Origin of the sequence: Kitasatospora sp. NPDC089509, assembly GCF_044749365.1 — a bacterium.
Classification (GTDB): Bacteria; Actinomycetota; Actinomycetes; order Streptomycetales; family Streptomycetaceae; genus Kitasatospora.
Map to the genome: position 1 here is coordinate 143,469 of NZ_JBIVHS010000024.1, position 12,195 is coordinate 155,663.

Consider the following 12,195-nt stretch of genomic DNA (forward strand, 5'->3'; position numbering starts at 1 on the left):
GACTCTCGACCGGGGCGAGCCTGGCCGTGCACCGGGTCGAGTACCTGCACCCCAGCTTCTACATCCACCCGGGCGGAACCGACCGGGCACTGCGGCGCTATCGCGAGTTCCTGCACCCACCAGGCAAGAGCCCGCTGTACCCGCAGGAGGCGGTGTGCTCCTGCTCCGGGTGCTCCTTCGACGACGTCAGGCATGCACGCGACGTGTTGGAGGAAGTCCTGGAGCGGCTGCCGGAGCGGGCCCGTGCCGAGCTCGGCCGCCTTGTGAAGCCTCTGGATGCGGTGTTCCTGCGCCGCACTCTCCCGGATCCCTTCGCGCACCGGCGCCAGTGGCGCACTCGGTTCTGGTGGTATCGCCGCCTGGCCGACAGGTTGCCGTGGGGGTGACAGATCCCGCGGTGGACCCGCACCAGGGTGGGATGATCTCGGCCGTGGCTGGTGTGATCACGGCGTCGGAGCCGTCTTGGGCAGCCCCGTTCACCGGGCTGAGTGTGCGCGACTTCCGCAAGCTGATGACGATGTTGCGCCGCGAGGGTGCCGACACGGTGAGTCCGGGCCGGCCGTGGAGCCTTCCGCCGGAAGACCGGGTCCTACCGGTCGCGGCCTACTGGCGCACGAACCTGACGCCGCGGCAGCTCACGCCGCTGTTCGGGGTGTCCAAGTCGGCGGCCGACCGCAGGCCGCAGTCGGCTGGGCTGCGACGATCGCAGACGGCGGCTGTCCGGGCACCGGCCCGGCCATTCCGTACCGCCGGCCACGCGGCGGCGAGCTCACCGAATGGCAGGCCGAGCACGACCGCGAACACAAGCAGGCCCGTGCACGCGTCGAGCACCTCTTCGCCCGGATGAAGACCCGGAAGATCCTCCGGGACTACCGCCTCAAGGGCGACGGCGTCCGCCACGCCGTCCTCGGCGTCGCCCGACTTCACAACCACCTTCTCACCAGCCGGCACGGACACCTCACCCAGTAGGGTGCGCCCGTGGAAAAAGCTCCCTTCTTCGAACACGAGACGGACGACCTGAGCCCCGCGCAGCGGGAGTTCGCAGCCGTCCTTGCCGCCCGCGCGAGTACCTGGCCAGTAGACCCGCTCAGCACTGTCCTCCTGCCGGCCCGGCACACCCCGTACCGCGAGCTGCTGGCCTACCTCGACATCGACGATCCGGAACGCAACCAAGGCCTGCTGACCATCGGAGCGCACTTCGACGGCACCGCTGTCCGCGCGGATCGGCTCCACAACCAGGACTTCACCCTCCCCGACGCGCCGACCGAGTTCACCTTCACCGCTGCCGGCGATCCCGCGGACACGGCGAGCCGGACGGCCACCTGGTTCGAAGCCGTCCTGGCCCAGCCCCTGGTCCGCTGCGAGTGGTTGCACGACGGGAAGGTCTACGCCCTCCGCTACGAGTACGCCGACAACGGGCAAGGCCTCAGCGAAGGCTTCGAGACACCGCTCGCCCCTCCTGAACTGCAGAGGCGGTTCGCGGCCGAGGGCGTCGACCGCGGACGTGGCCGGATCAACCGCCCCTTCCTGGGCGAGCCCAGCCGAGTCGTCCATGTCCGAGGCGTGACAGCCACCCAGTAGTTACGGGATGGCTCTTGGCGTGCTCGGCTGCACAGAAGATGGCAGGGAAGTCATGTCTGAGTTGACGGAGCTCTTGTCGAGTTTCGGGCCCACCCGTGGAGACAACGTCGACTGGGGTGTGGTGGAGACGGTGTACGGGCGGAGTCTCCCATCCGACTACCAGCGATTCGTGGCCGCGTTCGGGAGCGGTTCGATTGAACAGGTGTTGTATGTCTACGCGCCTGCCACCACGACTGCCGAACTCGCCGGAAACGTGGTATCGACGCTTCCCGCTGGCATGCTCGCCAGCGGGAGCGCGGACAGCTGGGTAGATCCATCCCAAGGTGGCCTGTACCGCCTTGAGGACATGCTTCTCTGGGGATGGACGGAGCAGGACTTCCTCTGCTGGATCATCTCCGGCGAAGATCCGGACTGCTGGCCAGTGGCCATCTATTCGCGCTTTCACGCGGCCTGGTCGGTTCACCCCTTCGGGATGGCGGAATTCCTGTCGAGGCTGCTGCGTGACGAGTTCGACGAATGGCCGATCAGCGATGCAGGCCTGAGGACCGTCTCTCAGCCACGGTTCCTCCACGACAAGGATGAGGAAACGGGATGGGAGCTGCAGGAGAAGCCCTGGGAGTGACAACTGGCGCCAGTTTGAGTGCATTTGGGGTGGATCGCTGAGCGGGAGGCGGCCGGTCAGGCAGGCCGTGCAAGTGATCCGAGGGCAGGCTCGCTTCGAACTGTTCGGAGGAGGCGAGGGACTCTACTGTTGAGCGAAGGCCCTCGCCTCATGCATCAGCTGATTACTTGACCGTCTTCGAACGGTGGCCTGTCGTGTCGTGGGCCGTTGATTTCTCCGGTTGTCCAGATGATGGATTCAGGACGTTCCCCTGTGGCGGACCCACAGAACTCCTTGATTGCTTCCCTGACCTGTGGCAGTGGCACAGCGCTGGCGGGATCGTGGAATCTCGGGTAGCACGGATCGCACACGAGTCGAGACTCGATCTGGGGCGGGGTGGGATTGTCGGAGATCCAGGCATCATCGTAGATCCCGCCTTCTCGGCCGAAGGTGAACCACACGAGGGCCCCGAACCCAGTTAGCTCGTTGGCCGCAACGCGAAGGGAAGCGCTGGGAAAGGCGGCCTGCGGCTCGGAGAAGCTGAACCACGCCTCATTCCGTGACACAGCATCGTCGCCGCCTTCCCCGGGACTGATGAACCGAATTGCTTCGGATATCAGCTCATCAACCTCCTCCGGGCTTGAGGGAGAAATATATTTCCCTGCGAAGAGAACCTTCAGGATCATTACTTGAGAATCCTTATCCCTTGAAGAAGACCAAGTTCTAGCAACCGGCCCGGACCCGCAACCAGCCCCTGTCCGCCGGGGTGGTGCCGCCGCGCCGCCACTCGTCGTCGTCCGGCCCGGGTACCCGCGGTCGTCCTGGCCGACGTCCGGTCGGCCGTTTTGCTGCTCGCCGTCGCCGCGCCGGCCCCGTGACGTCCGAGCCGTCGGCCGTCGACGTGTGGCCGGTCAGGGGTGTGGGTGGGGTGTGGGGTTGAGGAGGGGGCGCAGGTGCTCGGGGAGATCGGGGTGGTTGTGCCAGGGGGTGGTGAGGGCTTGGAGGGCGGCCCAGTCGGCGTGGGCGGCGTGGCCCGGCCGGGTTCTGGCCGAGGTGGTGTCACGGCGCCTGGTAGAGGTGTCGGGAGGCCGCGAAGAGCGCGTTGACGGCGTTGCTGACGACGGCGCGCTCCTCGCCCCTGAGCGGGTGCGCGGTGCCCGGGACGCGGGTGACGGGGCCGAGAGCGGCGTAGGCCTGGCCGTCGATGAAGTCGTGCAGGTCTCTCAGCTGGTGCCGCGTCGGCAGAATCGGTTCGGGTACGGCGGGAGAGATCACGACAGCAAGCTACAGGTCGCGCTTCGGCCCGCCGCCGTCAGGACCATGTGGTCGATGTCGACCTGCGCCAGGTCAAGAGCTGGCTGGAGGGCACCCGCACCGCGGCCCTCGCCCTGCGCGGCGCCGAGCAGGACCGGCCCGCCCGGCCCGTCGTACGGCGCACCCGGTTCCGACGGACGTGGTCGCGCCGTGTTCGAACGGGGGACGGTGCGCGCAGGCGTGTCCAGCGGTTCTAGGATCATCCGAGTGTCCGACACTGATGATCTACCGATGACCTGATCGCCCTGCGGCGCGAGCGGTGCGATGCCCGCCTTGTCCTGCTCCTCTACGTCGCTCGGGTGGAGGAACGACGCCGTCGGCAGTACCCGAGTGACGAGCAGATCGTGGAGCGGCGTACCTGGACGGACGAGGAGAACGCACGCTGGGAGGAACTGCGCGCCGCCGAGCGGACGACCATCAAGAGGATGGCCGCGCATCCGGCGATGGACGCGATCAGTCGGGACATGAAGCTGCGCGGCAAACTCGGTGACGCGGCCCCGATGCCCGAGGTCACCGTCCGGGATGTCCCCGCCGACCCACAGGCGGCTGACTCGGCCACACGGCGCGCGCTGATCGTTCGGCGCGGCGGTGTCGAGACCGAGGAGGAGCTGACCGAGATGGCGTAGCTGCGCGCACGTCCCGCTGCCGACCTTCACCGACCGGCCGAGGACGCGCGGGGGCAGGTCGGTGTACGGGTTCGCCTCCCTGGCCGCTCGTCGGCGAACTTCCGGCGCAGGGCGTTCCAGGCGGTGCGCACGGCGAGGGTGGCTATGGCCCGGCCGTAGTTCAACTCAACCACGATGAAGTCCGACGCGAGCTCCGCCAGCTCGCACGCCCGGCGTGACCACTCGGCCGGACCGCACCGCTTGGTGCGGTCGTGGGTCCAGTAGAGGCGGCCGTCGTCGCCGAGGTGGCCGCCGACGATCCCGGCCGTGTCCCTGCCGCCGCCGTTGGGGTCGACCGCGACACCGACGCGCACCGGCACGGCGGTGCTGCTGAACGCCCGGCGGGCTGCGATCTGCTCGCGGGTGAGCAGCGTGCCCTCGACGGGCCGGGGGTTGCCCTGGTAGAGCGCTTTTCAGTCCTGGCCCAGGCACGTGGGCTGGCACTCCGCCCAGTGCGCGTCGAGCGCCGCGTGGTCGTCGTCGATGTCCGGGTGGCCGAGCGGTGCGCCGTCGTCGCGGCCGAGGAGGTCGCCGCCGGGGGAGAGGGAGCTGTGGGCGATGGCGGGCAGATGGACGATCTGCCACCGTCCCGGCTCGCGCCCATGCCGGACGGCGAGCTGTTCGGTCTCTGGCACGGCGGTCGGGCGTCGGGGAAGGTGGCGGTGACGGCGTAGCCGGCTGCGGTGAGGTGCCAGGCCTTCGCCCGGCTGGCCTGTGGCTCAGTGGCCGCCCTTGGGCATGGCGCAGCCGCCGTCCTGGTAGTAGCCGTGCGCCTCGACCTCCAGCCGCCCGCCCTGGTAGGCGGTGCCCTCGATGCAGGGTCCCGCGCCCGGTACCTCCAGTACGAAGCCGGCTGGGCCGTTGTCGTAGGCGGTGACCTTGATGGTGTCCACGGGGTAGCCGAGGTTTTCTAGCGCTTGCTGGGTCTGGGCCCCGTTCCTTCCCCCGGCCAGCGCGGCGGTGATCCGGGCCACATGCGCCTCGCCCCGGCACTTGGCGGTGTCGCTGAGCGGCAGGGTCTGCTTGAAGAAGTTGTTCTCCGCGTGCTTGGCGGCCTCCGGGTCCAGCGCGGGCGACCCGGCGGCGGACGGGGTGGCGTCGGTCGCTGTCGCGCAGGACTGGGCGACCAGCGGGTAGCGCCGGTCGTGCTCGGCCAGCGCCTGCCGGTACCGCTCGGCGGCGTCCTTGCGGGCCTGCTCGGCCTGCGCGGACCGGCTCGTGTCGGGGGCCGGGGCGGCCCTGGTCCCGGTCTGCACGGTGCCGCAGCCGGTCAGCACCAGCAGCGCGGTGGCAGCGGCGAGCAGCAGTGGGCGGTTCATTCGGTTCTCTCTCCCCCGTAGGTCAAGGAAAGACCGTGCACACACGGATGCCCGGCCGCCGACCATCATGCCTGAGCGGCGGTCGGCCCTGCCCGGCCGAGGCCAGTGGCTAGGCATGGCTGGGAGATCACTCCCCCGCACACCCGGCGGTGTACGGGCCGGGCACAGGCCCGGCTCCGGCCGGGGCCCGCCGCCTGCCCGCCGAACAGTTGCAGCACGCCGCCGGGAACCACCAGGAGCCCGGCGGGCCCGTCGCGTCCCTGCGTCCGGCCCGGGGAACGCACGTAACCGGCGTCGGCTGCCGTCGGGGTTCGCGCTGTGGGTGAGTTCGGCGGCTGGGTCGGGTACGCCTCGGCGTCCGGGCCGGTGCGGTGCTCGGGGGCCTGCGTGTTCAGCGAGCCAGTTCAGGTGGGCAGGCCCAGGGACCCGGTGGCCCGGAGGCGTTGGGGTGGTTCAGCACTGCCAGAGGAGGACGGCGTGGGCGTAGGGCAGGCAGGTGAAGGCGTAGGCGCAGCCGCCTCCGCCGAAGCTGAGGGTGTGGGGGTGGGGTCCTTCTTCGAGCTGGACGGCGCTCGAAGAACACGTCCGCCCGGCGCGACAAGCACGCGTACACGCCCGCCCGGAAGCGTGAGAGTTCCGCGAACACCTCGCGCCCGCCTACCGGTTGCATCACACTGACCACCGCGGCCTTCTTGGTGAAATCCTGCTTCTCGTAGCTGAGTTCAGGATCACGAAGAAGGCCGTACCCATGCCGGGCGATCACCTGAACGAGCGAACATCAACCGCCCGATGATCAAGCCGGACCAAAAGGAACAAGCTGAACGAGGGCCGGCACGACGAGGGCTTCCCCCTGGTGCTCTACCGGCGCGAGGGCGGCGAACTCCTGATGCCCGTCACCCACGTGAGCGCTCTGCTGTGGCACACCGCCGAGACCTTCCGGCTCCAACGGCGGGCACCCGGGTCTCGGCTACCGACGGGTGACGGGGAAGTGGAAGGGAGTTCACCGCTCCGGTGTTCGTCGATTGTCTACCGGGACGCTGGGCGAGGTGCTGTCCAAGGCCCCGGCAATCGTGTTGACCAGGGTGTTGATCCGTGTGTCGAGCGGGCGTTGACCGTTCGTCTGCGATTCTCCGGGACCGTTTTCCTGGTCCGGTCACGGACTCGGTGGCCGCCGGACGGGGGCTGCCGGAAGGCGAGCCAGGAGGATTCGCATGTCCCGCATTCCCCATCGCACCCGTGCCGCGGCCGTCGCGGCTCTGGTGACGGCCGTCGTGCTGCCTCTTGCGGGCACGGCCACCGCGTCAGTGGCGGTGCCCGCCGGCGTTCAGAGCGCGCAGAGCTCGATCCTGGGCGCTGACTCGCCCACGACCTGGGCCGAGAAGAACGGCGGTTACATCCAGATCAACTGGACCCCGCCGAACAACGTCGGCAAGTACGACTGGATCGGCCTCTACAAGCGGGACCCGAACTCCATCGGCGTCAACAACTACGAGACCTGGCAGTGGGCCTACAACCACGGCACCTCGTACTTGACCAGCGTCCCGGCGGTCAGCGGCGACTACTGGACGGCCTACGTCTCCTACGACTACGCCTCCGGCCAGTACCGCATCATCGAGTCCCACCGCTCTCACATCGACTGAGCCGGTGGCCCTGTCGACGAAGACGGCGGCGCTGGCCCTTGCCCTGCTGGGCGCGTTGCCCGTCCATGGAGCCGCGGCGGCCGGTTCGCCGATGTCGGCCGCCGCGGCGGTGGCCCAGTCCGCGCCGGGCACCTGGGCCGCCGCGATCCACGTGAAGGAGACCCAGGTCGTCACGATCGGCTGGAACTACAACGGCAACTCGGTGGGGAAGTACGACTGGGTCGGGCTGTACGCCTGCGACCCGGACAAGTGCGGTGTGAAGTCCTACGTCTCGGGCGCCTGGCAGTGGGCCTCGTACGGCACCTCGTACACCTTCACCCGGGAGCTCACCGACTCGCTGGTCGGCGCGTACTGGACCGGCTACGTCTCCTACGACTACGCCTCCGGCCAGTACCGGCTGATGTCCTCGCAGATGAACATCCTCGCCTGAGCGCGGCTGTGCGCCCCGCGCCCCTGCCAACACGTTCGATCCGCAAGAAGGAGATGACCATGAAGGTCTCCAGAAGGGCCCTCGCCAGGGCAGGGGCCGCAGCCCTGCTCGCCGGGGTGACCCTGGTGCCGGCCGCGGCCCAGAGCCCGGCGGTGGCCTCGGCCACGGGAAGAGCCGCGTTATCGCCCACGCCCGCCCCGGAGGGCGCCGTCCACGCGCTGGCGGCGCAACTCGGCCTCCCGGAGCGGCAGGTGGCGCAGCGCCTCGCCGCGCAGGACGGGCTGTCGAAGACTGCCCTGGCGTTCCGCGACAGCCAGGGCGCACGGGCCGCAGGCGTGTGGCTCGACGTGATGAACGGCGAGATCCACGCCAACGTGCTGGACGATGAGGGGGAACGTGCGGCCCGGGCCGCCGGAATCATCCCGAAGCGCGCCGCCTACACCACCGCCGAACTCAGGCAGGTGCACGAGCGGCTCAACGCGGCTGCGGAGAAGAAGTTGACGCCGGGCGACAGTTCCTGGTCCCTGGACACCGAAGCCGACCGCATCGCGCTGGACGTGCCGGCCGGCACGGATGTCGAGGGGCTGCTGCGGGTGGCCGGCGTCACCGGTGCCGACCGGGCGAAGGTCAGCATCACCACCCACCAGGGGACCGCCTACGTCCGGACCGGCCTGGTCGGGGGCGACGGCCTGTATGACGAGGACAGCCGACGATACTGCTCGGCCGGAATCATGATCGAGCAGGCCGGTGTGACCTACCTGGTGACCGCTGGCCACTGCTCAACCCGCATCGGCGCGGTGTTCCGGCGCGATGACAGTTGGCGGGACAACGCGGGCAACACCCGGATCGGCGAGGTCGTCGACCGGCAGTTCCCCCGTTCGGACTACGAGTTGATTCGGATGGACAACCCGCGGGGCTGGACCCCCGGTGGGAGTGCGGTCAAGAACGGTTCCGGCGACTTCAACGTCTACAACGGCTACGTCCACAACGCGGACAACGAGATAGCCGACAACGGCCTCATCTGTGCCTCGGGCGTGAGGAGCGGCTGGAGGTGCGGCACATTCATCGACGGCGTCTCCACCTACACCACGGTCAACGAGAACCAGGAGGAGCAGACCTCGTACAACCAGGTCAAGGTCCTCGGAATGCAGTCGGTAGGCGGTGACAGTGGAGGGGCCGCCCTCTTCGGCCGTAGCGCGGTCGGCACAGTGACCGGCGGCTCGACCGGCAACTCGATGAAGCCCTACACGTACATCCAGCCGCTCTCCACGATCGCGCAGCAATTTAGACCCTTCTCCACGGTCGGCTGGCACCAGTAGCTCGCCCACGGCACAGGTGAGAGACACGGGCGCTGTCGGTGTGGAAGCCGGCCCGGCTTCCACACCGACAGCGAACGGGCGTACGGGCGTGCGCGACCACACCGCCACCACCCGCGCCGAGCGCTACGACCACGACTGCGCCTCCGGATGGCCGGGGGCAGTCGGCCAGCAGGGCGGTGCCGTCCGCGTACCGGGCGAACAGCTGCGGCACCCACGACCGCATCGAGCCCCCACGGTCGCGCCACACCAGCCGCACCGGGCGCCCCGCCAACCCTGTCACCCGCGGGTCGCGGTCCAGGACCATCAACTGGGCGCGCATCGCGTTCGACCCGGCGACCACGTGCCGCCCGGTGGTCGCCGACCACCACAGCCCCGGCACGACCGGGAGCGCGGACACCGGCGCCAAGTCCTCGAACGCCACCGCCACGCAGGCGTCCTCCCACCGTCGAACCGCCGCCGGCCGGGCCGGGCCGGGCCGCGTACCGGCGCGGCGCAGCCAACCCGAACGGCTCGACCACGAGCTTGCGCGCCGACGTCCTCGGCGCGCTCGGCGTTTTCAAGGTCGCCACCGCCGACCAGCTCCACCGCCTGCTGCGCCCCCGGGCGGCGTCGAACACCGTGATCCGGCAGGCGCTGCGCGATCTCGCGCTGCACGGCCTGGTTGCCTCTGACGGCAACACCCGGGACCGGCACAAGACCTGGCGCCTCCAAGGCGCGGCTGGGCTGGACGCCGCCGCCGTGGTGCTCGGGACGGTCCGCTCGGAGATGGGCGGTACCGCCCGGGGCGCCGGCCGCTCCGGCGCCCAGCACGCGATGGCCGTCAACGAGACGATCGCCGCGTTCCTCCTCGGCGGCACCGCGCCCGGCGCCGCGGGCGGGGCCGGCACCGTGACCGACTGGGCGACCGAGGTCGAGTTCCTGCTGCCGGGTGGCAAGCGCAAGGTCCGCCCGGACGGCGTGTGGCAGGCCCCGGAAATCGGGGTGCCGGTCCTGATGGTCGAGGTCGACCGCTCCACCATGACGCCGGCCGACGTCGCCGCGAAGTTCCCCCGCTACCGCGAGCTGTTCCGCACCAAGGTCCGCGACAACGACCCGGCCCTCGCCGACCGGGAGCCGGCTGACCGTACGGTGCACTGGTGGCGCCGGGCCTACCCCGGTCACACCCGGCCCGGCCACCCGCCCGTCGCCCTGGTCGTCACCGGCGCCGGACCCGTCGCACTCGCCAACCGCCAGCAGGCCGTGGCGGACCTGTCAGCCGAGGTCTGGCGCGGGCAGTGGTGGACCGTGCCCCAGGACGACAACGACGGCGACGGCTGGCGCGAGTACGACGACGCCGTGCCCATCCTCGCGACCACCCTGGAGCTGCTGGCCGAGCACGGCCCCCTCGGCCCCGCCGCCCCGGCCGGCACTGTCTGCTCGACGCCCTGGAGAACCCGAACAACCGCGCCGCCTACAACCAGCGCCAGAAAGCCCGGGAGAAGAAGGCCCGCCAGGACCACCGCGAATGGATGCGCGCCCTCGCCTGCACCGACTGCGGCAACGTCCCGAAGAAGGAGAGCACCTGGCACTACGGCAACCACGGCAACGAGCACTGGACCCGCCACCCCGACGGCCGCTGCTGGACCTGCCACCGGGAACACACCGAGCGCCTGGAACGGGAAGCCGAAGAACAGCTGGAGGCCGCCCGGGCCGCGAACGCCGCGCTGCGCCCGTGCTGGACGTGCCGGGGCTCGATCGGCGGGAAGGAGGGCTCGAAACTGGAGCTGCGGGAGAAGGCCGGCCCGGACCGGCTGGAGTGCCAGACGTGCGAACAGGACCGCGCCGTTAAGAACTTGGGACCGCTGGTGCTGCCCGCCCCGACCAAACGCGAGCTGGTGGCCGCGCTGGTCTCCACCCCGGACGATCCCTGGTGGGAGGTGCGGGTGCTGCACGCCAAGCTCTACCGGTGAAGGATCGTGCCGCCTGAGTGTCGACCACCGTGGGGCTGTCACGGGTGCTGCCGCGCCCGTCGAGTCTCACCCGGCCAGGGCGGCCACCGCCGCGCCGAACGCCCCCTCGAAGTCCTGCACCTATGGCGGTGGGGCGTTGAATCCGCTGGCGCCGCCGAACCCGCTGTCGTAGTTGGGCGGGGTCGGGCTGTAGCCACCGCCGTTGTTGTCACCGCACGTAGCGCACGGCGCAGGCGTGTTCTGGTCAGACGGCTGGTTCGCCGCCCCAATCGCAACGGCGATGATCAAGCCGGCGAACACCAGGAAGGCAGCGATCCATGCCTGCAAGGGCATCCGATACCTGCGCCTCCAGGTAAGCATCCCGGGCGGGCCGTACGGGCTGAGGCGAACGTACGGGTGGCGCTCTCCGTAGTGGGCGTACAGCGCCGCGACCGCCTCGGACTCGGTCGCCCACCGGGTCATGTATCCGCACTCCCCGCAGTACCTCTTGAACTCAAAGACGTACATGGCTCCCCCGAACCTCCCGCCAGCCCCTCCTCGTAGAGCGGAACATGACGGGCGGCCGCGCACAAGAGGTCGGGGCGCGACAGCTGCGTCCGACAGGCGCCGTCGGGATTGGGGAGCCGATCGTTCAGCTGCCGGAGTCGCCACCTTCCCCGGCCCGGCGCCGCTCGGCCTGCGGTGGCCCCCTCAGCACCCCGGCCGCCGCCCGCATCACCCTCCAGGTCCTCGCCACCGTCTGGCGCGCCGACCTCGACCCCGCCACCGGCCAGCACCGCACCCCCACCCCACCCGGCAGTGCCGACCGCCTCCTGCTCCTGCTGCGCCGTATGACGGAGAGCCACGGGTTCGTGATTTCTGAAGGGTGATGGGGCGGAACCCAGAGGCCTACCGCCGGATCGGGGGCTGAGTCTGGTGAGCTCGCATGTTCAGGTGTCGCGTGTTCACTGCCGGGGCGTGGTGGATGTCGCACTCGGTAGTCGTGGCTAGCGTGAGGGAACCCAGACCGGCGCGGTCGAAGTCGCGATACCGAGGTCGTCCAGGGTGGAGTCCTCGCCCGACAGCGCCAGCAGGAGGAACCTGGCCATGCCCATGTCGTAGCGGTGCCAGCCGTCGGGGACGGTGAAGGTCGTGCTCGCATCGATCTCGCGTACGCCCGTCGTGGCGTGCGCGAAGCCCGTCTGAGCGGCGACGGTGCCAGAAGCCAGGACCAGGACGGTCGCGCAGGCGGCGAGACGCCCACAGCGGCGACTCGCTGGTGTCGGGTTCGGTGTCCAGGGCGTAGCCTCCAGCCGCGCGAAGTGGCTCACCGGAGCACAGTTCCGCGTCGACGGCGGCATCCTCCCCACCGTCTGAACACCGGCCAGCACCAAGAAC

Annotated in this window: 15 protein-coding genes and 4 pseudogenes; 12 read left to right on the forward strand and 7 right to left on the reverse strand. The window is 70.0% G+C overall.

Annotation, left to right across the window (positions count from 1 at the left end):
• Window positions 1-26 precede the first annotated feature (26 nt).
• The 4 genes and pseudogenes from ACIP4P_RS35550 (at window position 27) to ACIP4P_RS35565 (ending at window position 2,203) form a co-directional block, all read left to right on the forward strand.
• Complete coding sequence (locus tag ACIP4P_RS35550) at window positions 27-386, forward strand: hypothetical protein (protein WP_400925656.1); 360 nt, start codon at window positions 27-29, stop codon at window positions 384-386.
• Window positions 387-430: 44 nt separating this feature from the next.
• Window positions 431-969, forward strand: a pseudogene (locus ACIP4P_RS35555) (transposase family protein).
• Window positions 970-978: 9 nt separating this feature from the next.
• Window positions 979-1,581 (forward strand): hypothetical protein, encoded by a 603-nt coding sequence (locus ACIP4P_RS35560; protein ID WP_400925658.1) that lies wholly within the window; start codon window positions 979-981, stop codon window positions 1,579-1,581.
• Window positions 1,582-1,633: 52 nt separating this feature from the next.
• A complete protein-coding gene (locus tag ACIP4P_RS35565) occupies window positions 1,634-2,203 on the forward strand; it encodes a hypothetical protein (protein WP_400925660.1) in 570 nt (189 codons plus the stop codon).
• Between the two features lie 155 nt (window positions 2,204-2,358).
• Here ACIP4P_RS35565 and ACIP4P_RS35570 read toward each other — a convergent pair whose 3' ends face one another.
• A complete protein-coding gene (locus ACIP4P_RS35570; RefSeq protein WP_400925662.1) occupies window positions 2,359-2,868 on the reverse strand; it encodes an Imm1 family immunity protein in 510 nt (169 codons plus the stop codon).
• Between the two features lie 373 nt (window positions 2,869-3,241).
• Window positions 3,242-3,457 carry a hypothetical protein gene (locus tag ACIP4P_RS35575; protein ID WP_400925664.1) on the reverse strand — a complete coding sequence of 72 codons (216 nt, stop codon included), beginning with the start codon at window positions 3,455-3,457 and terminating at the stop codon, window positions 3,242-3,244.
• A gap of 47 nt (window positions 3,458-3,504) precedes the next feature.
• On the opposite strand from ACIP4P_RS35575, the gene ACIP4P_RS35580 reads away from it, so the two are divergent.
• Entirely contained in the window at window positions 3,505-3,693 is a 189-nt protein-coding gene (locus ACIP4P_RS35580) for a hypothetical protein (protein WP_400925666.1), read from the forward strand.
• Window positions 3,694-3,795: 102 nt separating this feature from the next.
• Window positions 3,796-4,122 (forward strand): hypothetical protein, encoded by a 327-nt coding sequence (locus ACIP4P_RS35585; RefSeq protein ID WP_400925668.1) that lies wholly within the window; start codon window positions 3,796-3,798, stop codon window positions 4,120-4,122.
• Between the two features lie 26 nt (window positions 4,123-4,148).
• On the opposite strand, the gene ACIP4P_RS35590 is transcribed toward ACIP4P_RS35585, so the two are convergent.
• The 3 genes from ACIP4P_RS35590 to ACIP4P_RS35600 form a co-directional block, all read right to left on the reverse strand.
• Entirely contained in the window at window positions 4,149-4,481 is a 333-nt protein-coding gene (locus ACIP4P_RS35590; protein ID WP_400925670.1) for a hypothetical protein, read from the reverse strand.
• Between the two features lie 93 nt (window positions 4,482-4,574).
• Window positions 4,575-4,796, reverse strand: coding sequence for a hypothetical protein (locus ACIP4P_RS35595; protein WP_400925672.1), 222 nt, complete (start codon window positions 4,794-4,796; stop codon window positions 4,575-4,577).
• 84 nt (window positions 4,797-4,880) lie between these two features.
• The gene (locus tag ACIP4P_RS35600; protein ID WP_400925674.1) at window positions 4,881-5,480 is read right to left on the reverse strand and encodes a hypothetical protein; all 600 of its coding nucleotides are present in this window, start codon (window positions 5,478-5,480) and stop codon (window positions 4,881-4,883) included.
• Window positions 5,481-6,691: 1,211 nt separating this feature from the next.
• On the opposite strand from ACIP4P_RS35600, the gene ACIP4P_RS35605 reads away from it, so the two are divergent.
• Genes ACIP4P_RS35605 through ACIP4P_RS35615 form a run of 3 tightly spaced genes read left to right on the forward strand, consistent with a single transcriptional unit; the run spans window position 6,692 to window position 8,869 of the window.
• On the forward strand, window positions 6,692-7,120 hold the full coding sequence (locus ACIP4P_RS35605; protein ID WP_400925676.1) for a hypothetical protein: 429 nt from the start codon (window positions 6,692-6,694) through the stop codon (window positions 7,118-7,120).
• A 4-nt stretch (window positions 7,121-7,124) separates the two neighbouring features.
• Window positions 7,125-7,550: a hypothetical protein gene (locus ACIP4P_RS35610; protein ID WP_400925678.1), complete on the forward strand. Its 426-nt coding sequence runs from the start codon at window positions 7,125-7,127 to the stop codon at window positions 7,548-7,550.
• Between the two features lie 59 nt (window positions 7,551-7,609).
• The gene (locus tag ACIP4P_RS35615) at window positions 7,610-8,869 is read left to right on the forward strand and encodes a S1 family peptidase (RefSeq protein ID WP_400925680.1); all 1,260 of its coding nucleotides are present in this window, start codon (window positions 7,610-7,612) and stop codon (window positions 8,867-8,869) included.
• A 139-nt stretch (window positions 8,870-9,008) separates the two neighbouring features.
• Here the strand turns inward: ACIP4P_RS35615 and ACIP4P_RS35620 are convergent.
• Window positions 9,009-9,365, reverse strand: a pseudogene (locus ACIP4P_RS35620) (TnsA-like heteromeric transposase endonuclease subunit); the annotation flags it as partial.
• A 26-nt stretch (window positions 9,366-9,391) separates the two neighbouring features.
• On the opposite strand from ACIP4P_RS35620, the pseudogene ACIP4P_RS35625 reads away from it, so the two are divergent.
• Window positions 9,392-9,943: pseudogene (locus ACIP4P_RS35625) on the forward strand (replication-relaxation family protein); the annotation flags it as partial.
• 434 nt (window positions 9,944-10,377) lie between these two features.
• Window positions 10,378-10,818, forward strand: a complete 441-nt coding sequence (locus ACIP4P_RS35630) for a hypothetical protein (RefSeq protein ID WP_400925686.1) — start codon at window positions 10,378-10,380, stop codon at window positions 10,816-10,818.
• Window positions 10,819-10,938: 120 nt separating this feature from the next.
• On the opposite strand, the gene ACIP4P_RS35635 is transcribed toward ACIP4P_RS35630, so the two are convergent.
• Window positions 10,939-11,325: a hypothetical protein gene (locus ACIP4P_RS35635; protein WP_400925688.1), complete on the reverse strand. Its 387-nt coding sequence runs from the start codon at window positions 11,323-11,325 to the stop codon at window positions 10,939-10,941.
• Between the two features lie 774 nt (window positions 11,326-12,099).
• Between ACIP4P_RS35635 and ACIP4P_RS35640 the strand changes: the two are divergent.
• Window positions 12,100-12,174 (forward strand): annotated as a pseudogene (locus ACIP4P_RS35640) (short-chain dehydrogenase); the annotation flags it as partial.
• Between the last annotated feature and the right edge of the window lie 21 nt (window positions 12,175-12,195).